Annotated in this window: 22 protein-coding genes and 1 pseudogene; 8 read left to right on the plus strand and 15 right to left on the minus strand. The window is 68.4% G+C overall.

Annotated features, from left to right (window positions below; translation table 11 throughout):
- Positions 1–17: 17 nt before the first annotated feature.
- From AB0L71_RS28510 to AB0L71_RS28520, 3 genes are all read right to left on the minus strand, one after another.
- Positions 18–1,664, minus strand: a complete 1,647-nt coding sequence (locus tag AB0L71_RS28510; RefSeq protein WP_365248242.1) for a DNA cytosine methyltransferase — start codon at positions 1,662–1,664, stop codon at positions 18–20.
- Entirely contained in the window at positions 1,664–3,058 is a 1,395-nt protein-coding gene (locus AB0L71_RS28515; RefSeq protein WP_365248244.1) for an ATP-binding protein, read from the minus strand. The genes AB0L71_RS28510 and AB0L71_RS28515 overlap by 1 nt, the downstream gene beginning before the upstream one ends.
- 78 nt (positions 3,059–3,136) lie before the next feature.
- On the minus strand, positions 3,137–3,643 hold the full coding sequence (locus AB0L71_RS28520; protein ID WP_365248246.1) for a hypothetical protein: 507 nt from the start codon (positions 3,641–3,643) through the stop codon (positions 3,137–3,139).
- Between the two features lie 229 nt (positions 3,644–3,872).
- On the opposite strand from AB0L71_RS28520, the gene AB0L71_RS28525 reads away from it, so the two are divergent.
- The 4 genes from AB0L71_RS28525 to AB0L71_RS28540 all read left to right on the plus strand — a co-directional run bounded on the left by AB0L71_RS28525 (position 3,873) and on the right by AB0L71_RS28540 (position 5,174).
- Positions 3,873–4,265 carry a WYL domain-containing protein gene (locus AB0L71_RS28525; protein WP_365248248.1) on the plus strand — a complete coding sequence of 131 codons (393 nt, stop codon included), beginning with the start codon at positions 3,873–3,875 and terminating at the stop codon, positions 4,263–4,265.
- 9 nt (positions 4,266–4,274) lie between these two features.
- A complete protein-coding gene (locus tag AB0L71_RS28530; RefSeq protein WP_365248250.1) occupies positions 4,275–4,481 on the plus strand; it encodes a hypothetical protein in 207 nt (68 codons plus the stop codon).
- A 122-nt stretch (positions 4,482–4,603) separates the two neighbouring features.
- On the plus strand, positions 4,604–4,801 hold the full coding sequence (locus tag AB0L71_RS28535) for a DUF6011 domain-containing protein (RefSeq protein ID WP_365248252.1): 198 nt from the start codon (positions 4,604–4,606) through the stop codon (positions 4,799–4,801).
- A 190-nt stretch (positions 4,802–4,991) separates the two neighbouring features.
- The gene (locus AB0L71_RS28540; protein WP_365248254.1) at positions 4,992–5,174 is read left to right on the plus strand and encodes a hypothetical protein; all 183 of its coding nucleotides are present in this window, start codon (positions 4,992–4,994) and stop codon (positions 5,172–5,174) included.
- A gap of 123 nt (positions 5,175–5,297) precedes the next feature.
- Here AB0L71_RS28540 and AB0L71_RS28545 read toward each other — a convergent pair whose 3' ends face one another.
- From AB0L71_RS28545 to AB0L71_RS28555, 3 genes are read right to left on the minus strand one after another with little or no spacing between them, the layout of a single operon-like run.
- Positions 5,298–6,500 (minus strand): hypothetical protein, encoded by a 1,203-nt coding sequence (locus AB0L71_RS28545; protein WP_365248256.1) that lies wholly within the window; start codon positions 6,498–6,500, stop codon positions 5,298–5,300.
- The gene (locus tag AB0L71_RS28550) at positions 6,497–7,657 is read right to left on the minus strand and encodes a tyrosine-type recombinase/integrase (RefSeq protein WP_365248258.1); all 1,161 of its coding nucleotides are present in this window, start codon (positions 7,655–7,657) and stop codon (positions 6,497–6,499) included. Before AB0L71_RS28550 ends, AB0L71_RS28545 begins: the two co-directional genes overlap by 4 nt.
- Complete coding sequence (locus tag AB0L71_RS28555; RefSeq protein ID WP_365248260.1) at positions 7,654–8,163, minus strand: hypothetical protein; 510 nt, start codon at positions 8,161–8,163, stop codon at positions 7,654–7,656. The genes AB0L71_RS28550 and AB0L71_RS28555 overlap by 4 nt, the downstream gene beginning before the upstream one ends.
- Before the next feature lie 594 nt (positions 8,164–8,757).
- Here AB0L71_RS28555 and AB0L71_RS28560 point away from each other — a divergent pair.
- From AB0L71_RS28560 to AB0L71_RS28575, 4 genes are read left to right on the plus strand one after another with little or no spacing between them, the layout of a single operon-like run.
- A complete protein-coding gene (locus tag AB0L71_RS28560; protein ID WP_365248262.1) occupies positions 8,758–9,279 on the plus strand; it encodes a hypothetical protein in 522 nt (173 codons plus the stop codon).
- Between the two features lie 7 nt (positions 9,280–9,286).
- Entirely contained in the window at positions 9,287–9,577 is a 291-nt protein-coding gene (locus AB0L71_RS28565; RefSeq protein WP_365248264.1) for a hypothetical protein, read from the plus strand.
- A gap of 11 nt (positions 9,578–9,588) precedes the next feature.
- Complete coding sequence (locus tag AB0L71_RS28570) at positions 9,589–9,909, plus strand: hypothetical protein (RefSeq protein ID WP_365248266.1); 321 nt, start codon at positions 9,589–9,591, stop codon at positions 9,907–9,909.
- A gap of 11 nt (positions 9,910–9,920) precedes the next feature.
- On the plus strand, positions 9,921–10,163 hold the full coding sequence (locus tag AB0L71_RS28575; protein ID WP_365248268.1) for a hypothetical protein: 243 nt from the start codon (positions 9,921–9,923) through the stop codon (positions 10,161–10,163).
- A gap of 52 nt (positions 10,164–10,215) precedes the next feature.
- Here the strand turns inward: AB0L71_RS28575 and AB0L71_RS28580 are convergent, their stop codons facing one another.
- The 9 genes and pseudogenes from AB0L71_RS28580 to AB0L71_RS28620 all read right to left on the minus strand — a co-directional run.
- Entirely contained in the window at positions 10,216–10,443 is a 228-nt protein-coding gene (locus tag AB0L71_RS28580; RefSeq protein WP_365248270.1) for a DUF6207 family protein, read from the minus strand.
- Positions 10,444–10,598: 155 nt separating this feature from the next.
- Positions 10,599–12,500, minus strand: coding sequence for a glycerophosphodiester phosphodiesterase family protein (locus AB0L71_RS28585; RefSeq protein WP_365248272.1), 1,902 nt, complete (start codon positions 12,498–12,500; stop codon positions 10,599–10,601).
- Entirely contained in the window at positions 12,497–12,868 is a 372-nt protein-coding gene (locus AB0L71_RS28590) for a hypothetical protein (RefSeq protein ID WP_365248274.1), read from the minus strand. Before AB0L71_RS28590 ends, AB0L71_RS28585 begins: the two co-directional genes overlap by 4 nt.
- Positions 12,869–13,076: 208 nt before the next feature.
- Positions 13,077–13,367 carry a hypothetical protein gene (locus AB0L71_RS28595; protein ID WP_365248276.1) on the minus strand — a complete coding sequence of 97 codons (291 nt, stop codon included), beginning with the start codon at positions 13,365–13,367 and terminating at the stop codon, positions 13,077–13,079.
- Between the two features lie 40 nt (positions 13,368–13,407).
- Positions 13,408–13,764: a hypothetical protein gene (locus AB0L71_RS28600; protein WP_365248278.1), complete on the minus strand. Its 357-nt coding sequence runs from the start codon at positions 13,762–13,764 to the stop codon at positions 13,408–13,410.
- A gap of 44 nt (positions 13,765–13,808) precedes the next feature.
- Entirely contained in the window at positions 13,809–15,152 is a 1,344-nt protein-coding gene (locus AB0L71_RS28605) for a peptidoglycan-binding protein (protein ID WP_365248282.1), read from the minus strand.
- Complete coding sequence (locus AB0L71_RS28610; RefSeq protein ID WP_365248284.1) at positions 15,149–15,973, minus strand: hypothetical protein; 825 nt, start codon at positions 15,971–15,973, stop codon at positions 15,149–15,151. Before AB0L71_RS28610 ends, AB0L71_RS28605 begins: the two co-directional genes overlap by 4 nt.
- Before the next feature lie 159 nt (positions 15,974–16,132).
- Positions 16,133–17,479: a hypothetical protein gene (locus AB0L71_RS28615; protein ID WP_365248285.1), complete on the minus strand. Its 1,347-nt coding sequence runs from the start codon at positions 17,477–17,479 to the stop codon at positions 16,133–16,135.
- Positions 17,476–17,704, minus strand: a pseudogene (locus AB0L71_RS28620) (hypothetical protein); the annotation flags it as partial. The gene AB0L71_RS28615 and the pseudogene AB0L71_RS28620, both read right to left, overlap by 4 nt.

The following is a 17,704-nucleotide window of genomic DNA, read 5'->3' on the forward strand; positions in this document are numbered from 1 at the left end:
GGGGTCAGGCAGAGGAACTAGGCGGCGGTCGCCAGGTTGCGATCCTGAGCGGTGTGGACGATGGCCCGCAGCCGGGACCCGATCCAGGCTCCGACCTGCGGAGAGACAGCGTTCCCGAACCCGTCCACCTGGTTCCGGGCGGAACCCCAGACGATGAACTTCCCCTTGTGGTTGGCGAAGTCGACGTCGAAGCCGCAACCGCGGCCGACCTCGGGCGCCTTCATCATCCGGAAGAAGCAGTTCTCCAGCGGCAGGTCCGAGAGCGCGGCCCGCCACTGGGCGGCGAGCTGAGCCTCGAATGCGCTCCGGTCGATCGTGCCCGCGGCCGTGAGCAGCCCCGGGATCTGGTCCGACGTGAACGTCGGCATCGCCTCACCGTGCACCGTCGGCAGGGTGTTCTTCCGGAACGGGACGATGCCGGAGGACACCACAGCAAGGGTCTCCGAACCGACCTGGGTCGGCAGAGGCTCGTCGGCACCACGCGGGACGCCCTGGTAGTTGTCCACCGCCAACGCCATCGACGGCGTCCACAGCGGTTGCGTGACCGGGCCCGTCGACAGGATCGAGGTCTCCTGCTGGCTCGTCTGCGTCGACATCGGCTGCCACGGATGCCGCTCCGAGCCGTGCACGGCCTTCGCCGGCATCAGCACCGCGGGGAAGTCGGCGAACCGCTGGCGGCAGCGCTCCGCGCGAGCCATGGTCGCGGCGGCAAGCGGCCCAGTCGTGCCGTCCTTGAACGTCTTCACCGGCTTGTCGCCGATCCGGGTCCCGAGGTCAGTCAGGTCGAGCGCAGCCAACGACGGCGTCATCGGCGGAACCACCGGAGTCCGGCACGACGGGCACCGATACTCGTACTGCTTGCCGTACCGCACCGACCCGGTGGGTGGGATGCCCGTCTTCCACGTCCAGACTGCCTCGACGTCCTTGTCGCAGCGGTGGCAACGCGACACCGGCCGGTGGTCCAGGTCCGGGGCGGGCAGGGACCTGTCCCAGAACGCCCAGTAGGCCCGGTCCCGTGACTGCGGGACTCCGAAGAACTGGCTGTTGAGGTACAGCACCTTGTGGTTGTAGTTGATCAGGTCGAACTGCTTCAGCCACCACCGGTAAGTACTGCCGTCTCCGACCTTCGGCCGGCCAGGGATCGCGGGACCCCAAGAGGTGAGCTCCGTCGTGCACTCAACGAGGATCAGCCGCGGACGGTGCTGGGCGGCGTAGTGCAAGACGCAATTCGCGGTGGCCCGGTCCCGCTCGGACTTCGTGACACGGGCCTCGTAGTCGGGGTCCTCCAGATCGAAGAGGGTCGCGCCCTGCTCGTAGGCCTTGACCGTGTTGGCCTGCGAGTGGTTGACGCAACTGACGCCCGCGACCAACAGATCCGCGGCGGGAAGATCCCGGGCGGAGTGGTAATCCGCCGCCTCCGGGTCGACGAGGTCGGCGATCCAGTGCTCTGCATCCGGGTGGTTTGCCTCGTGAACCTCGACCTTGTAGCTGTTGTGGTTCGCGGCCATGATCGTGGTGAATCCGGCCATCTCGATACCGCGGGTCAGGCCGCCGAAGCCGGAGAACAGGTCGACCGCAACCAGGTCGTCGTGACGGAACCGGCGACGCCGCACGGCCGGCCGATGCGTGGCGGTCCGGGCCTTCTTTTTCGAGGCAGTAGACATCAGGCGGCGCTCCTCTCTGTGCCGTTCAGCTCGGCCTGGCGGGCCTTCTCCTTCAGCTCCGTGATGCGGGCGGTCACCATCTCGCCGAACTTGACCATCCCTCCGAGCGGCCCATCGACCTCACGCATCACCACGTTGCGACGACCGGCCTCGGCCATGTCCTTCGTCAGCTCGGTCGAGTCGTTCCAGTGCCGCTGCACCTGCGCCAGCAGCTGGTCCACGGGGTCCGGTCCGGCAGCGGGATCGGTGTTGTGCTTGTCGCCTCCCTGGGCGTTCTGCTGTCGGGCCTGGTGCTGGACGAAGGAGATGAGGTCGCCGAGGGTGGTGGGCGACCCGTCCATGCCGGGAACAAGGAGGCCGAGCTGGTTACTCTGCTCCATGCGCAGACGCAGGGCGCGGATGCCATCCGGGTCCGTAGCGGGGTCCTTCACCCGTGCGGCAGCCCCCATCAGCCGGATCAGGGTTCCCAGCGAGGTGGCCTGCCGGGACAGGTCCAGCACGGCCGCCCCGAGAAGTCCGCGGCCCTCGGCGTCGGCAAGGAGGTTGAGGAGCTGCTGAGGTGTCTGCTCCGGGTCTACGGCCAGGCGCGCGTAGTCCATGACGCCCAGGGCGTTGCCCTCACCGTCATCAAGCCACTGAGCGATCGTCTGCCCGAAGGAGAAGTCCGGCTTGTCGTGCAGGGACCCGACCTCGATCGTCGGGTACCGGGACTTATCGACGGACATGACGTGCGACTGATCCAGGGCTCCCACGAGGTCGAACTCGTAGTCGATGCCATCCCGCTGGTCGAGCTTCATCCCGACCTTCGTCGGCTCCTTCTTTCCCCGGTCGTTCTCCTGGATGACCCACTCGGTCTTCACCCGCATCGTCGTGATGACGTGCCCGGGGTAGGACAGGATCGCGTCAAGCATGTCCAGCAGCAGCGGGGAGACGTCCTTCCACCCGGTGGTGAAGGCGTTCTTCGAGCTGGAGTTCTTCGTCTTCTGGTCGACCTGCGCGAGGGCACCACCGCGGCCAGACCAGAAGTGCGTCAGGGAGTCGATGACGACGACGTCAATCCCGCGTGCTGCAGCAACGGCCAGTGCCCGGATCAGGGCCTGCGGCTCGAAGCTGGGAAGCTTCATCGTCTTGAACGTGAACAGGCCGGCGTACTTCGATGCGGAACCCCGCTCGGTGTCAATGACCCCAAGTGTTCCGCCCTCGGGAAGGAGCCCGGTTCCGATGCTCAGCGCGGTGTAAGTCTTGCCTGACCCGGACGGTCCGGTGAGGGCGATCCGGGCCTTCTCTGCGGCGCGTACGGCGTCCTCAAAGTCGAGTCCGTCGAGCTGGTTGAGGGTGTGCGAGGTCCGGCCCGCCGCCATGTTGCTGGCGGGGGCCCCGTTGGCCGTGGCCATGAGGTCTCCTATGGGGTTGTCCTGTGGGGGCGGTGCGGCGGCCCGGTTGTCGGCGCCCAGGCCGCCCCGCCCGCCGGCCTACTTGGCCTGAGCGGCCTCAGAGATTCGGTACTTGCGCATCAGGTACGCGGACGCGACCCGGGCCGGCGTGACCGTCCACCCGTACTCGGCGGACTTCTGCTCGGCGAGGTCCTTCACCTGCTGCAGCAGGTCGGCGTCCGGGCGGACGTTCAGGTTGCCCTTCTCGGCGCCGGAGTTGCGGCGGGAGCGGATCGGGGCGTCTGGCACGAACTCGCCGGCCACGAACTTCCGGAACGCCTCGGTGACGTCCGCGGTCAGCGTGGTGCCCTTCGCCTCCGCCTTGGCCTTGAGGGATTCGCGGATCTCCTTGTTCATGAAGATCGCAAGGTTCGGGTTGGTGTCGGCGTTCTCTTCGGTGCGGCGCAGCAGGCCCCACCCGTTCGGGGCGAGGACCTCGTCGACTGCGGCCGCCAGGTCGGGGGAGCCGGCCTCGGTGAGCTTCGCGCTGGCGGCGGCGAGCCGGGCGCGGATCGTGCGGGCGGGGCTGGTGGGGGTGCGGGCCACGGTGGTGGGTCCTTTCGGCGGGCGCCGATCGGACCGTCGGGTCGTCGGGCGCGTGGTGGGGGCGTTGACCACGCCAGTGTCCTCCCTTTTCTATTGCAGGCGCCATGGGGTATGGCCTGCGGGTTTTCCGGGGGTGGTGCGTCCCGGTGGAACCAGCATACGCATAACCTCTTGCTAGTGCAATGGGTTACGGCTACTGTGGGGACCACACCGCACCAAGGGGGACACCGTGAAGCACACCGCGAAGCAGCCGACCACCCGCACACTGGCCGACCTCTACCGGGCCCTCGACCGCCAGAACGCCATCACCATCACCTACGTAGACGCCGACGGCACGGAGACGGTCCGAACCGTGGAGCCATGGGACATCCGCACCACCAAGTCCGGCCGCATCCAGCTCCGCGCCGGCTGCCGCCTCCGCGGCGACGCCCGCTCCTTCTACGTGGACCAGATCAAGGCGTACTCGCTGCATCGGATCGGCTTCGTCCTCGACCGACCGGAGGCAACAACCCCCGCCGGACACGTCATCGTGGTCCGTAGCCCCGCACAGCTCATCGCCCGTGAACTCGGCCGCGACTACCTCCCGCGCGTCACCCGCACCGACACCACCCTCGCCGCCTAGGAGCTCCATATGGGCAAGCCTGTGACGATCCACCCGAAGTGCAACTCCAGCCGCCCCTGCGTCACACCGCCCACCTGGAAGGTGCGACAGAAGGGTGACTCGCTGGAAAGGAACTGGCTGTTTACCTGTGGCCGTCATCTTCACCAGGTAGCCATCGCCGATGCGCTGGATGCAGGAGTGGAACTGGACCTGGTCCGGATCCGATCTGACGAGTAGAACGCAGAAGGCCACCGCCCTGACGGGCGGTGGCCTTTCAAGTCATAGTGAACGCGCACACGCAGTGTATCCCGCCGACTCGCCGCGCTACCAGCGAACTTCACAACCAGGACACTGACCCCATGGACCGAGACGCGCACCAGCCGACCCTCGTCGACACCCCGACCGGCTACCGGCACCGGTACTGCCGACGCTGCGGACGCCCTCTCACCCGACCCGAGTCACGCATGAACGGCTACGGCGAGACCTGCGACCCCAACCGACACCCCCAGCCGGCGCCCGAGCACCACGTCGACCAGGACCCGCTCCCCGGAACCTGACCCCCTGTCACGCTCCGCGCACCCGCGACCATACAAGTAGGGCTTGCGCCGCTAACCCCCTGACGTGATAACGCGCGCACGATCCGACAAAACCGCAGGTCAGAAGCGACTTGCGCGGCTAACCCCCCGCTGCTCCAAAGTGCTGCCACACGCCACACACCCCGTGTGGCACAAGCACCGAAGGACACCCATGAGCAAGCGCACCACAGCCCGACAGCAGCGCGCGAAGCAGGAAGAAGAGTCCCGGCCGGACATCGAGTTCAGGGCCCGCAGCTTCCACGTCCGCGTAGGCAAGATCCCGTGGAAGGTCATCACCATGCTCGCGACCGCCGCCGTCACGAAGCTGGCCATCAGTCACTTCTCGCTGCTTTGACCTGACAAAAGGGGGTGGCCCTGCGGAACGTGCGAAGTGACCGCAGGGCCATCCCAGGGGCACCGTCCTGTCCAGGCACCCACGCCCGACCGTACGACCATCAGCAGTCCCCCGCCCGGTCAGTTACTCCGGCCGGGCGCGGGACACGGTCAAAGTCGCCCTCCTGCGCCGGGCCGCCCGACCCTTCCGCGAAGCTGCCGCACAATCAGCGCACCCGCACACCGAGTTCGTGTACCCCGACTCACACCCATGCCGCACCGGCCCCGGCGGACGCCCCAAAGGAACAACCGGGCGCTCCGCCGCCTCACGCTCGGCCCGCACCCTGCGCACCTCCTCCTCCGCCTCCGGAATCAGCGCCCGCCGCAACCCCTCCAACCGGGCCGGCAACGGCTCCCACCCCGGAGCCCCCGCCATCGCCCCATTCAACTGCCGCACACCCCGCACATACGACGCCCCCAACGACTGCGCACTCAACGGAATCCCCGGCGGCTCCCCCCGATTCGAAGCCGCCACCGACACCCACAACGCCGTCGCCGCCCCCTCCAGCGAGTACACCAACCGCTCCCGCACCTCCAACCACCGACGCAGCGCCACCCGCGTCCCCTCCTGCAGCGGCAACAGCACCTCCACCGGCTCCAAATGAGCCCCGTTCTGCTGCCGGCGCCGCACCCGCACCGACTCCAACCCCTCCCCCAGATCCGCCACCCGCATCGCCGCCAGCTCACCCAGCCGCGACCGCGTATCCAGCACCACAGCCGTCACCGCCAGCAACCGAACCCGGTAATCCGCGTTCACCTGCTTGGACTGCCCGTCATGACCGACCGGGACCTGCCCCGCCAAGTCCACCAAGAACCGGAACAGCTTCAGCTCCTGCACAGGAGTCGTCGTAGCCCGCGCGTCCGGGGCTGTCACCACCGGCAGTCGAACATCCTTGCCCGGCAACACGACCCCGGCCAGAAGCGCAAGGCAGTCGCGAACCACCCGCTGCGTCGCCACAGGCAGAGGAACACCCCGATCCCGTGCGCGAGCACGCAGCTCGCCGGCCACCGCCAACTCCCAGAACGCTTCCAAGACCTGCCACGTGAACAGCTTCCGGGCCACCCGCCCCACCGGGCCGACGACCTCCGTCTGCTGCACCGCCCGGTCCATCATCCCGACGACCATCCACAGCTGATCCGCGCGCTGGCGGGACACCTGGATCAGCACACCGCCCGCCCCCGGCACCCGCTGCCGACCATCCCACCGGGCCGGATCCCGCGGCGCGATCCGCTCGACCAGAGCAGCCAACTGCCGCACGGACGACGCGCTGTACGGCTTTGAGGTCACCCTTGCTCCTCTGCTGCGGCGCGGCGCTTCGCCTGCACCTTCAGCCATGGATTCTCCGCCCTGGACTGGGCGCGGTCCAGGTATTCACGCTTCACCACCGCCGAGCCCGCCTTCCACCGGCCCTGCTTCGTCGGGTCACCGCCGGCGTCCGCGATGGCCTGGGCGCCACCGCGGCGTAGCCCGTGTGCGGTGATCTGCTGCCAGTTCTTTGCCCCGGCCTTGTGGGCCCGGCTGCGGACCCAGTCGTTGATGGCGTCACCGGTGACGTAGTCGCCCCGCTCCGTGGCGGCGGCCCGGTTCTGCAGGGTGCCGCGGGAGGTGAGGGCCCGGAAGAACGCCCCTTCGCGGACGCCGAGGTAGTGGAGGGCGGTGAGCCAGTCCCGTACGGCCGCCACGGGGTCGAGGAGCGGGTCGTCGTCGGCTGGGATGTCGGTGTGCTCGCCCTTGGCTTCCTGGTCGGTCTTGGACGACCGGATGTGGAGGGTGACGAAGTCGTTGTCGACTGCGACATCGGCAATGGACAGGTCAGCGAGTTCAATGCGGCGGTTGAGGGCTCCGCGGCCGAGGAGGAGCATGCACCGGTCGCGAAGCCCTGCCGGGGTGCGCAGGTCGCACGTGGCGACCATGGCCCGCAGCAGTTCGTCGGTGACCGGGGGCGCCTTACGGACGGCAGTGCGCTTCGCCCACGCCTTCTTGTACTCGTTGAGCATGCCCCGGGCCTGTCTCGTGCCGGGCTTTTTGTCCTCGGGCATCCAGGTGCGGATGGCGGACATGGCGGCGTTGATGGCGTTCGGGGACCGGCCGAGCTCGATGAGGTGGGCGACGTACTCGACGTACGTGGCGGTGGTGCACGGGCGGGCAACACGACCCTGCTCCGTACACCACCGTTCGAAAATGCCGCGCTGGGCCTTGTAGTTGACGCTGGTGTTCTTCGGCGCGGAGTGCTTCTCCAGCCGCACCTTGGTCCGCTCGGAGACGTACAGGTCGCGTTCGGTGTAGGTGGGGGCGTCGGCCTCGGTGGGCAGGCCCTCGCCGGGCATGAGGATCGTGTGCCGGTCCACCAACGGGCGTGCGGCCGGGCGCGGTTCGACTACGGCGGGCAGGTGGCCGTCGTCCACCAGCTCGGCGTCGACCACCTCCACGTCGCGCTCTGTCATTCCGCCCACTCCGCAGAGTCTGCGGGACTGCTCTTCCAGTTCCGTCGCTCTTCGTCCAGAAGCTTTCGGTACTCCTCCGGGTGAGCGTCGATGAGCCGCTGGATCGCCGCGTCTCCGGCCGTATTCCGCTGCTGCTTGTTGCGCTCCTGGTTGACCTTGCCCTCGTAAACCCACACCTCATGCTGCTCGCGCTTTAGCCGCTTGGTCTCCATCAAGCGGGTGCGCACCAGATGCTCTCTACGGGCCAGCTTGTTCCGCTGCTCTACCGCTTGCGGCTCCTGTACCCCGCGTACCTTGTCGAGACCGGACTGCACAGTGCCCAGGATCAGCTTGAGAGCATCGTCCCAGCGCCGGAGGACAGACGGCGCGCGCAGGGCGGCTGCCGTCGGCGGATCCACCACGCTGCGGGTTTCGGCGAACACCAGCTGAACGAACTCCTCGTCCGGCAGAGCGCGCACACGGTTCACTTCCTGCTCGTCGTAGTCCTCTGCCGCCGTCGGGCGCATAGTCAGATGCCACTGTCCGCACATGCAGAGGTATGGCCCCAGCTTCACGCCAGAGGTCGCGGCTCCGGCGAACGCCTCGCTCCTGGATGCGTAGCTTCTCTTCTTCGGGGTGGGGCAGACCGACGACACGTAGATCCCTTCTCAGGCAAGCACTGACGTACAAGGGAAATTATAGGTGGGTGATCTCGAATCGTTCCGTCTGGCTTCTCTGGTGTCGATCCGGGTAGGCGGCCATAGCGCGCAGGCGAGCCGGGTCATCCCAGGAAGAAGAGGCGCGAGAAGGCGTAGGCGCCGCGAGCCTTGAACACCACGAAGCGCGGTCCCGCACCCTCGCCAAAGGGACTGCTTCTGCGGAACCGCGCTCTCGAACCAGTTGGAGCCAGCCTCAGGAGAAGCGGACGCCTCTACGGTAGGGCGCCGCATGCTCTGCGCGCCAGGTGTGGCGGGTGAGTTGGGACGATGATGTACCAATCCCCCTGCTCGTCAACCTCCCTGCATCTAACGTGAGTTAACGGCTGACAGACGAGTCGGGGTGCTGTACCGTCTCTCACGTAAGGCCAACGTTCATCCTCGTTAGTTGTAACGGGAGCACTGATGAAGATCACCGTCACGATCGACCAACCCACTGGAGACTTCCAGGACCGCCTCCTGGCCCTCCTTGCCGAGCACGCTGCCACCGTCGAACTGGACGCAACGTGGACCGTGGAGCGAGCGGAGAGCTACTACCGGTGCCTCCCGGCCCGAGCCCGACGCATCGTCAGGGAAGCCGTAACCCGCGACGGGTACGTGCCCGCCGACGAACTCCGCGACGACGAGAACTCCAGCCTCCGAGGACACAGCGCCGCTCTCAGCCGCGCACTGCGCCGGGGCTTCAGGCGCGGTGAGTGGCCGGAGAACATGCAGTCCCCCATCGAGGCCCAGGGGCCGGGCTTCGGCAAGGTCGTCGGCTACCGCATGCCGGACGACCTCGTGCAGATCTTCCACACCGCCATCAAGAAGACCGACGACTCCGGCCCTTTCGACCCGCGCGACATCAACGAGGCCGTCGACTCGTTCCAGGCGCTCGGAGACGCGATCAACAGCCCCATCCCCAAGAAGTCCGCCACCGAGAAGTGAGGACGCAATGCCCGCCAAGTTTCTTACGCAGCACTGCACCATCAACTGGCACGGCACCGACGACGACACCCCGCCCGGCCACACCACCGCCATCGGCACCGACGCGTTCGGCGTCGCCTACCTGTGGCTGTTCAAGGGCGACCAGCCCACTGACGACGCGTTCATCGGCTCCATCCTGATCCCTGACCAGGCCGGACAGATGCCGGTCGCGTACGGGCCTGGGGGCGGGCTTGTTGGAGATGCCTCCGACGCCAAGGCCGCGCTCGCCCGGCTCGCCGACCGCGCCACCGAGAAGTGAGGACCACGACCATGCTCACCGCACGCCTGTCTCACGTGGAATACGCCACCGCCGAGGAAATCGGCGAGGACAATGTCAGCTGGATGGCAGAGTTGGTCGGGCTGCCGAACTGGCCGGCCGACCGAGACTTCGCAATCGTCTGCGTCACCACCAGCGAAGGCCCGGTCGGCTACCTCGCCGAAGACACCAACTACGCCCGCATGCTGGAAGAAGCCCACACCATGGGACTTCCCTTGAACCTCTCCGACGAGGTCACCAAAGAGAAACTCCCGATCAACCGCCCTGGCTGGCCTGGGGACTGGATCGGGATTGCCCCCACCACCGAGCAGTGAGGACCACGACCATGGCCGACACCAACTTCACCTCCCTACCGGAGGCTCCCCCGGGATTCATCTGGGTGGACGGAGCCTCATGTGTTCGAGTCGCCGACATCCAAGCCGTACGGGACGAGTTCCTGTCGGTCTCAGTGTTCGTCCGCGGGTGGGAGGAGCCCATCGAGATCGGCACCCCGGGTGGCACGGGCCCGGACGTGACAGCCGCGCTGCTTGACCGCATGCGCGCCGCCGACCGCACCGACGAGAAGTGAACCAGACAGCACTGGTGCCCCGCCTGAGGTAAGCAGGCGGGGCACCGTCGCGTCAGCCTACGGCAGCCCCTCGTCGGAGGACGCAAGGGTGCGGGTGTGCGCGTACGTCCGTACCCGTACCCCTGGTTCGCCTGGCCCGCCATGGTGCGGACGGGCCCGACGTCGCCCACCACTCACCCAGTTCCGCGACCGCAGCCAAGGCGGTCTCCTCGTCGCCGGCCACCACCTCCACCACGACCAGGCCCGGCTCGGACACATGCACAGCATCGATCGGTCTCACACCCGTACAAGGGCCGGGGGCTAAGACCGGTTCCGCTGCTGCGGGTTGTTCACCCGGACGAGCAGAGGCGACCGAGAGGGCTGAGCCCAGGCGGAGCGCTCACGCGAGCAAGATCACCTTATTTTTGGTGCATTTCTATAGGACACCACCGCAGGTCAGAGCTGCGTGATCACGAGGTTCCTCCAATACGGCCTCGTGGCCACATCGGTGACCGACCCGTTCGACAGGCCCAGGTACCCGTACCGGGGGTCGGACGCCATGATGCCGACGACGCCGAGCCCGGTGAGGCGTGCGACCTGGGAGCGCCGGTAGACAGGCCAGCAGAAGACGGGCTTCCCGCGGGCGACGACCTGCTGGATCCGGGTGTCGGTGAACGTGGTCTGGACACCCCAGTAGTCGACCATGGAGTCCTTGCCGTCCATCGTGGCGTCCGTCGTGCCCGAGTCCAGGTAGACCCAGGTCCGGTACCCGGCCGCTTTCGCCCACGGCAGCGACGCCGTCCCGATGTGGGCCTTCCAGACCACCGAACGCGGGGCGTGCGGGTAGTACGTCGACAGGAGGTTCTCCAGGGGGACGACGGCGTCGTTGCCCTTGGCCTCCAGCAGGATGATGACCCGCCCGAGGAACTCATCCAGCACCTGCCTCAGGGGCACCATCGGCTGATCCGTCCACCCGGGCCCGAGCATGACGCGGCCGTTGGTCAGGACCTGCTGCCCGATCTCCTCCGTCGTGTACGTGTTCACGTTGCCGGTGCGGTACGTGGTGCGGTCCATCGTCATGTCATGGATGCACCACAGCTCACCGGACGCGTCGACGTTCACGGACACCTCGAGCGGGAAGCCCTGCGCAGCACTGGCCCGGTAGGCGGCCAGGGTGTGCTCCGGGCGGACCATGCCGCCGCCGCGGTGCGCGAAGAACCGCGGGTCGGCCGCGGTCGCGCCGGCGAAGTACTGGTCGACGGTCTGGATCGCGTTCGGCAGGTACAGGGTGGCGGCGCTCGTGGCGGCTGCGGAGACAGCTGCCGTCTGTGCGTTGTTCGCTTTCGTGGTGGCGTCCGCCGCGGCCGTGCTGATCGCGGCCGTCTGCGCGTTGCCCGCCTTCGTCGTCGCGTCTGCGGCAGCGGTGCTCACGGCCGCGGCGCGGGCGGCGTCGGCCTTCGTGGTGGCGTCGGACGCTGCGGCCGAGATTGCTGCGGACTGTGCCGAGTTCGCCTTCCCCGACGCGTCGGTAGCGGCAGCGCTGATGGCCGCGGTCTGGGCTGCGGCTGCGGCCCCCGCGGCGTCGAACGCCGATGCCGGCTGCGTGGCGGCGCTGCCCAGGCCCAGGTTGGTTCGGGCCGTTGCCGCCGATGCGAGGTCGGAGAGGTTCGACGCTTTGGCGAGTTTGTTGTCGGCGTAGGCGCGGTCACCGTGCGGGTCTGCTGCTGTGACGTGGGCGGACACGGCGGTCGTGGCGGCCCCGGCCTGGTCGGCGCCGACGTCTGCCGCGGTGAGTACGTCACTGCCCCCGGCACGGTGGCTGGCCGCATGCGCGGTCGGGGTGCGGGCATTTGTCGTGCTGGGGTCCGTGGACTTCAGGGCGATGGTGGCTCCGGCGCCGGTCGCGCCGAGTGCGGGCTGCGGGCCGGTAGCGCCGGTCGGTCCGGCAGGGCCTTGGGCGCCTTCCGGACCTGCTGGTCCTGCAGGGCCCGGCACGTACACGATGGTGGAGCCGCCGGTCGGGGCGTCCCCCAGGTCGACGCGCAGGTCGCCCATCCAGTGCGGACCAGGCGTCTCCGGGACCAGGATGTACGTCATCACCGGGGTACCGTCCAGGGACCGGCCCTCCATCACCGCCCACACCGTGTCCCCGGCCGTGGAGTCGACGAGCGCGTTCGGGACGAGTTCCGCCGACCAAGTACCGTCCGACTGCGGGCGCACAGTCACCGGGCGCACGATCTCCGCCCGCGCGTCCGCGACATACCCGACCGCCCGCTCCCCCGTGACGTCAACCAGAGTGCACGTCACCTCGGTCCGGGCCGGAGTACCGCCGATGACCTTGCCGGTGACCGTCGTCATCGCGTCTCCTCCTTGCCGGGCCCGCCACCATCGGCGGTCGTGGTCTCTCGGGTGCGGTCGGGCTGGTGGTCGGGGTGCTGGGCGGCCCACACCATCCACGTCCGCTGCACGATCAGCCCCGCGACGAACAGCAGAATCACGGTGCGGGCGTACCGCAGGACCATGGCCGGTGTGCCGTCCAGCCCCGTGATGGTGACGACGATGGTGTACAGGCCGAGGCAGCCGATCGCCCCGGTGAACAGCATGAGATGCCAGCCCATGATGGTGCGGCGCCACGGGGCGAGCAGCTGGTACGTGATGATGAACGCGGCCGCGGTGACGGCGACCAGGCCACTGGCCGCCAGGTTGAGGATCTGCGCGATGCTCACGCCGATCTCCCCTCAATGGATGCGCGGAACCGCGCTGCGAAGTGGTTCTCCTGCCGGAAATCCCGCAGGATGCCTGCCGCTTCGGACACGGCGGGCTGTCGTTCCTCGGCCTCTCGCCGGTCTGCCTGAGCCCGTCGCAGCGCGGACTCGGCAGCCTCCTGCCCCTCAGGAGAGGCAGACGGCCAGAGCAGCCACCGGAACAACCGCCTCACCGGACATCCACCTCCGTTTCCTCCTCGAACCCCATCCGTGGCAGCGCCTGCAGCGCATGCGCCGACGTCCGGGACAGCTCCAACAGCTCCTGGGTCTGGGCCCGCTCCGAAGCCCGCGCAGCTTCGGACTCGGTGTGGGCCTCTCTCCAGGTGTCGCGCTCTTTCAGCAGGTCGTCGTAGGTTCGCCGGGGCACGAGGCGCCCGGTGAGGACCATGAGGACCACGAGGGTGAGGAGAGCAACGGCACCGCCTTGGGCGACGTTGATACCCATCAGCTCAGCGGGCACGGGGCTTCTCCTCTGCGGGTAACTGCACGCGCTTCGTCGATCAGTGCGGCAGGGCGGCCTCGGGGGCCTCTGCCGGTACGGGTGCGGTGATCTGGGTGCGGTCCCACATCGCGACGACCGCGGCGGCCACGGACAGGACGACGGCCTGCTGCTCCGCGGACCAGTCCAGCCCGAAGCCGACCGCGAGAGCGACGGCGGCCTGGATGAAGCCGACGAGGGCGGCGCCGACACCGTCGGACGCCATGACGGCGAGGGTGAGACCGACTGCAGCGGCGGCGACCGCGTTGATGACAGCCTGCTGCTCACCGGACACCTCGATGCCGAACGCGGCGACGAGCTTCACGACGACAGCAACGAGTCCGAGGAGCGCAGCAGGCTCACGGCCGATGATCTTCACGAGGGTTCTCCTTGATAAGAGATGAGACGGGTGTCAGGGGTGAGTCAGGACTTCGGGACCTTGAGCGCTGCCCAGGTCTTCGGGCCGGGAATGCCGTCGGCGTCGCCCCTGAGGTCGGCCCGCGACAGCTGGAAGTCCCGGACGTTGCGCTTGTCGGCATTCGTCCAGTCCGGGCCGGGCCCGCTGGTGTAGTGCCTTCCGAACCCGAGGACAACGAGGCGGCGGCCGAGAGCGGTGATGATCGGGCTGTGCCGGCCGCCGTGGAAGAACCCCTCGCCAGGGAACGGCTCGTACTGCGGGGCCTTCGGATTCGACGCCGCACCAGGGACCTTCAGCTTCTGGCCGACACTCAGCTTGTCCGGGTTCTTGAGCCCGTTGAGCTTCACCAGGGCGGCGACGGTCGTCTCGTACGCGGTGGCGATGGCGGACAGGGTGTCGCCCTTCTTCACTGTGTACGTCGTGGTGCTCGAGGACCCGCCGGTTGACGAACCGCCGCCAGACCCAGATCCCGAGTCGGTCGACTTACCCGGGACGATGCCGGTGTCGATCGCGCCCGGATCCCAGTGGTCGTTGCCGGGGACCTGGGCGTGGGCGTAGTGGCCGCCCTTGGTCTGCCACGTCGCACGGTCCCGCCCGGCCTTGACCGCGGCAGCCGACGACGGCGGCGGGCTCCCGGCCGGCCAGAGGTCGGGGATGCCGTGGGCGCGCATCGCGGCGAGCAGCTTGCGGTAGTTCGGCTTGTCGGCCGGGTCGAAGCTCTTCGTCCACGGGGAGGCGGCGCGGCCGAGTACCTCGACCTGGATGCACGCCTTGCCCTCGCGGTTGGTGCGCCGAGAGCCGTCGTTCTTCAGTGCACGGCCACTGAGGTTCAGTGGCCCGAACTGGCCGATCCTGTCGGACACGGGGTCGTAGATGACCTGCGGCTCGGCGCCCACCCGGATGAGGTAGGCGGCGATCGATGTGAAGTAGTCGGCGCCTGCCGGGGACTCGGTGGTGTGCCAGACGGCGCGGGGCGGGTTGCCTGGGGTGTCCATGGCGCCGCCAATGGACTGGGCACCGAAGAGAACGGCACCGTCGATGTACGCAGGGCCGGATGCTCCACGAGGCAGGCCCTCGGCACTGCTGGTCTTCGCGTCCGGGTCGGGCGGGTACACCCGGAACTCGGGGGCGTCGACCGGGACGTACACGTCGAGGTCGCCGTCGTCACGCAGGACGCAGAACGCTCCGTCCTGGCGGGGGTGCTCCACGATGTGGCGCCCGGACGCATCGAGGCCCGCGATCGCGCGGACTTCGTCGACATGCGCCTGATCGACGGTGCCGAGATAGGTGGTGATCGAGTTGAGGATGCCAGGGTCTACGCGGTCGACCGCGACGTGGAAGAGGGTCACAGGAGGACTCCGTCTCGGCGGGGCTGGATAAGGTCGATCTGGTCACGTAGGGCCAGGTAGGTGGATAGGCGGAGCCGGCCGTCGCCGTGGTCTCCCCAGGAAGCGCCCCAGGACTGGCGGAAGCGCAGGACGGTGTGGTCGGGGATCAGCGCCCCGTCCTGGACGGCGACGTCGTCGAGGGCGGTGAGGCAGACCTCGTGTCCGCCCTCGATCGGGGAGGTGGCCCAGTCGGGGTCGGCGTCGATGAACCCGTCCGGGCCCGGGTCCGAGAAGCCGCTGAACCACGGCATGCCCATCAGGACGGGGCCGGACTGCAGGAGCGTGCACAGCTCTTCAGCGGTGGTGGCGTGCCCGTACTGATCGATGAGGCCGCGCGCCCGCATGGCCTTGGCGACACCGAGACCGGACGACCCGACGTCCTGCGTGGGCCAGGCCATATCTGACCACTGGTCGCAGCTGGTGGCGTCGGCGTACAGGCCGATCGCGAAGTGCTCGGCCTCGGCGGCATCGGCTGTGTTCAGGGAGGCGGCGTAGGCCTGTTCGGGGGTGAGGAGGATCGACAGGAGCGCGGTGGCCGCGTTGCCGGTGCACGACGACAAGGCGTCGACATCGGCCTCGAGGCCGTACGACTGTGCGGTGTGAATGCCCTGGGACAGGAGGTTGGTCTGGTCGAGGACGGGGATCCGCGGCTCCCACGCCGTGGCGCGGAGCGGCTGCCCGTCGTACGGGCGCCGGTACGCGAGGCTGCGCGGGTCCAGCACCTGGTGTCTGCCCAGGTGCGGGGCCGCGTCGTACGTACGGATCGTGAGATCGGTGGGCATTCGCCCGTTCTCCTGCACTGTCCCCGCGCCCAGAGCTGATGGCTGGTGTGCTGCGCCGGCCGGAGCCGGGTGGCAGTCCCTCGGGGGTGATGCGGGGCGGAGGGTCGCCCTATGAGTCAGCGTACGGGTGTGCGGGTCCGGTGTTGCCCCTGCTCGGGGCTACGCCTCCCGGTACCAGCCGTTGATGGTGAACGTGCTGGTCGCACCAATGTTGTTGCCGCGGAGCTGAATGTCGGTGGCTCCTCGCACCTGGTCGAGTTGAGCCCCAGAACCGTCGGGCTGGATAAGGCCAACGGCGTGGCCGCCGACAGCGGAGTTGGTGCCTGCTGCGATGCCTCCGGCGTAGATGCCGAAGTACTGGCGCCGGTTCGCTGAACCGCGCCAAGGCGTGCTGGGGAGGGAGATCGTGATTCCGGTGGTGCCGGACCCGGCGGCGGAAGCGACCAGGTATGCCTGGAAGAAGACCATGGTTCCGAGCTTGTAGTACCAGCCGTCGCGGGTAGACCAGGTGGCTGTTCCGGCGTTCCCGACGGTCGGCGTGTAGGTCTCGTATGCGGTGTTCGTTACCGCGAGGCGCCCGGTGACGGAAACGTCACCTGCGATGTAGGTGTACCCGTTCCCTCCTTCAGCGAGGAGAGTGAGGGGGCCCGCGTACCACTGCTGTTCGCCGGACGGGCCGACCGCAAGGGTGATCTCAGGCGGGGTCGGCCCGTGCGTCGGCGGCTTGAGGACGAGGTATCCGAGCTGCATCTCACCGTCGGAATTGATGCCGGACTCAAGGCTGCCAGGTGTCTCTCCGCCTGTGCGGCCGGAGTAGAGGGCCATCGTGCCGTCGGGAAGCAGCGCGATGCGTTTACCGGTGGTGGCGGTTTGCACGGTGGAGCCAGTGACGGTGCCACCGGTGATGGTTGTTCCGTTGATCGTGCCGCCGGTGATGGTCTTGCCGGTGAGGGCGTCGACTGCGATGAGGTCGGCGGTGACAATGCCCGCCGTCAGGTCCGTGGTGGCGGCCTTCCGCGGCGTCCCGGACACCCCTGTGGTGGCGGCGGACGCGGCTCCGCTACTGGTCCGCGACCGGAGCTTCACGAACCATTCCGTGTACGGGAGCGGGATGGTGACCATGCCGCCCTGCGGTGACTCGATCGTGTCCCGCAGTGTCCCCTGCGACGGGGTGAACCCGGCGGTGGCTCCGACGTGGACTTCGCACCGCATCCAGTCGAGAGGGGCGGCCACGGTATTGGCGAAGGTGCCGTCCCAGGTGACGGCCAGCCCTGCGAGGGCGGGCGCGACGGTCGGGACGGACGGGGTGGGCGGCGGTGGCCCGTTGACGATGTTGACGGCGGTGGTGCCGTCGCCCTGCTGCCCGACGAGGGCGCGCAGGGATCCGCTGTCGTCGCGGACTTGCAGAGCCGCGTTGTCCAGGGACGCGGACGACAGCCGGGACTCCCGCTGGAGAGCGGCTACGTCCTTCTGCAGCTTGGCAACGATGGCGCCGAGGTCGGTCATGAGACTCCTCCGTATTTGTAAGCGTCGGCGGGCTTGAGGGTGATGACGGCCTGCGGTCCGCCAGGGGCGTCGGGCTTGATGGTCCAGCCGGTGATGCGGCGCCAGCCGACGTAGTCGACCCACGCGTTGTGGACGCGGACGTAAACGTCGTCGCCGACCTGCCAGGCTCCGAACGGGGCTGCGAGGGTGTCGCGGATGGTGATCTGGTCGACGGAGCCGAGGACT

Origin of the sequence: Streptomyces sp. NPDC052052, assembly GCF_040680455.1 — a bacterium.
Taxonomy (GTDB): Bacteria; Actinomycetota; Actinomycetes; order Streptomycetales; family Streptomycetaceae; genus Streptomyces.

Excerpts from the sequence above, each read along its gene's own strand:
- AB0L71_RS28510 (WP_365248242.1), bottom strand. The coding sequence starts at position 1,664 with ATGTCTACTGCCTCGAAAAAGAAGGCCCGGACCGCCACGCATCGGCCG.
- AB0L71_RS28515 (WP_365248244.1), bottom strand. The coding sequence starts at position 3,058 with ATGGCCACGGCCAACGGGGCCCCCGCCAGCAACATGGCGGCGGGCCGG.
- AB0L71_RS28530 (WP_365248250.1), top strand. The coding sequence starts at position 4,275 with ATGGGCAAGCCTGTGACGATCCACCCGAAGTGCAACTCCAGCCGCCCC.
- AB0L71_RS28535 (WP_365248252.1), top strand. The coding sequence starts at position 4,604 with ATGGACCGAGACGCGCACCAGCCGACCCTCGTCGACACCCCGACCGGC.
- AB0L71_RS28540 (WP_365248254.1), top strand. The coding sequence starts at position 4,992 with ATGAGCAAGCGCACCACAGCCCGACAGCAGCGCGCGAAGCAGGAAGAA.
- AB0L71_RS28550 (WP_365248258.1), bottom strand. The coding sequence starts at position 7,657 with ATGACAGAGCGCGACGTGGAGGTGGTCGACGCCGAGCTGGTGGACGAC.
- AB0L71_RS28555 (WP_365248260.1), bottom strand. The coding sequence starts at position 8,163 with ATGCGCCCGACGGCGGCAGAGGACTACGACGAGCAGGAAGTGAACCGT.
- AB0L71_RS28560 (WP_365248262.1), top strand. The coding sequence starts at position 8,758 with ATGAAGATCACCGTCACGATCGACCAACCCACTGGAGACTTCCAGGAC.
- AB0L71_RS28565 (WP_365248264.1), top strand. The coding sequence starts at position 9,287 with ATGCCCGCCAAGTTTCTTACGCAGCACTGCACCATCAACTGGCACGGC.
- AB0L71_RS28570 (WP_365248266.1), top strand. The coding sequence starts at position 9,589 with ATGCTCACCGCACGCCTGTCTCACGTGGAATACGCCACCGCCGAGGAA.
- AB0L71_RS28575 (WP_365248268.1), top strand. The coding sequence starts at position 9,921 with ATGGCCGACACCAACTTCACCTCCCTACCGGAGGCTCCCCCGGGATTC.
- AB0L71_RS28585 (WP_365248272.1), bottom strand. The coding sequence starts at position 12,500 with ATGACGACGGTCACCGGCAAGGTCATCGGCGGTACTCCGGCCCGGACC.
- AB0L71_RS28610 (WP_365248284.1), bottom strand. The coding sequence starts at position 15,973 with ATGCCCACCGATCTCACGATCCGTACGTACGACGCGGCCCCGCACCTG.
- AB0L71_RS28615 (WP_365248285.1), bottom strand. The coding sequence starts at position 17,479 with ATGACCGACCTCGGCGCCATCGTTGCCAAGCTGCAGAAGGACGTAGCC.